A 547-nucleotide genomic window follows, 5' to 3' on the forward strand; every position below is an offset into this window, starting at 1 on the left:
GATTCATCTTGACGCTTCGGTCAAGACAGGGTGAGGTATTACCTTTTCCGAACGATTCCTTGGACGGTTTCCGAACGCCTTCTCGGACGGTTTCCGAACGCTTTCCGAATTCCACGAGCACACTGCTTCAAACAAGAAATTATTCATCAATTATTAACTCATAAAATTATCTTGTAATGAGCAAAAGTTTAAAATTACTTTTGGCGAAGAGACTGATCAAGGACATCTTCGCAAATTTTGGGGACCTCTTCGCGTTGATGGCGAAAGGCCCCCTCCCGATGAGAAAGAAATACGAGTGGCAGAACCCCGACTTCTTCGCCACTCCTCCGGCGTCGCATGTGCAGAATGTACAAGAAATGCAGGCAGCGAAAGAAGTACAGGAAACACAAGAAGCGCAAGACGCACAAGAACAGCAGGTAGCACAGGCAGCGCAGGCTGTCGCTCAGCCTCAGAAAGCCCCTCGTTCACAAAAATCCCCTCAGGCACAAGACGTTTCAAAGAAAAAAGCCGGACGGACGGCAGATTTCTACGTACGCCCGAGTCAGGT

The 547-nt window shown here is 48.6% G+C and carries 1 protein-coding gene; it reads left to right on the plus strand.

The features are described from left to right. Positions 1–176: 176 nt before the first annotated feature. Positions 177–547, plus strand: a 371-nt coding sequence (locus I6E40_RS10670; protein ID WP_235387252.1) for a hypothetical protein, incomplete at its 3' end; no start/stop codon positions are given.

It is taken from the genome of Prevotellamassilia timonensis, assembly GCF_021531665.1.
In the GTDB taxonomy this organism is placed as follows: Bacteria; Bacteroidota; Bacteroidia; order Bacteroidales; family Bacteroidaceae; genus Alloprevotella.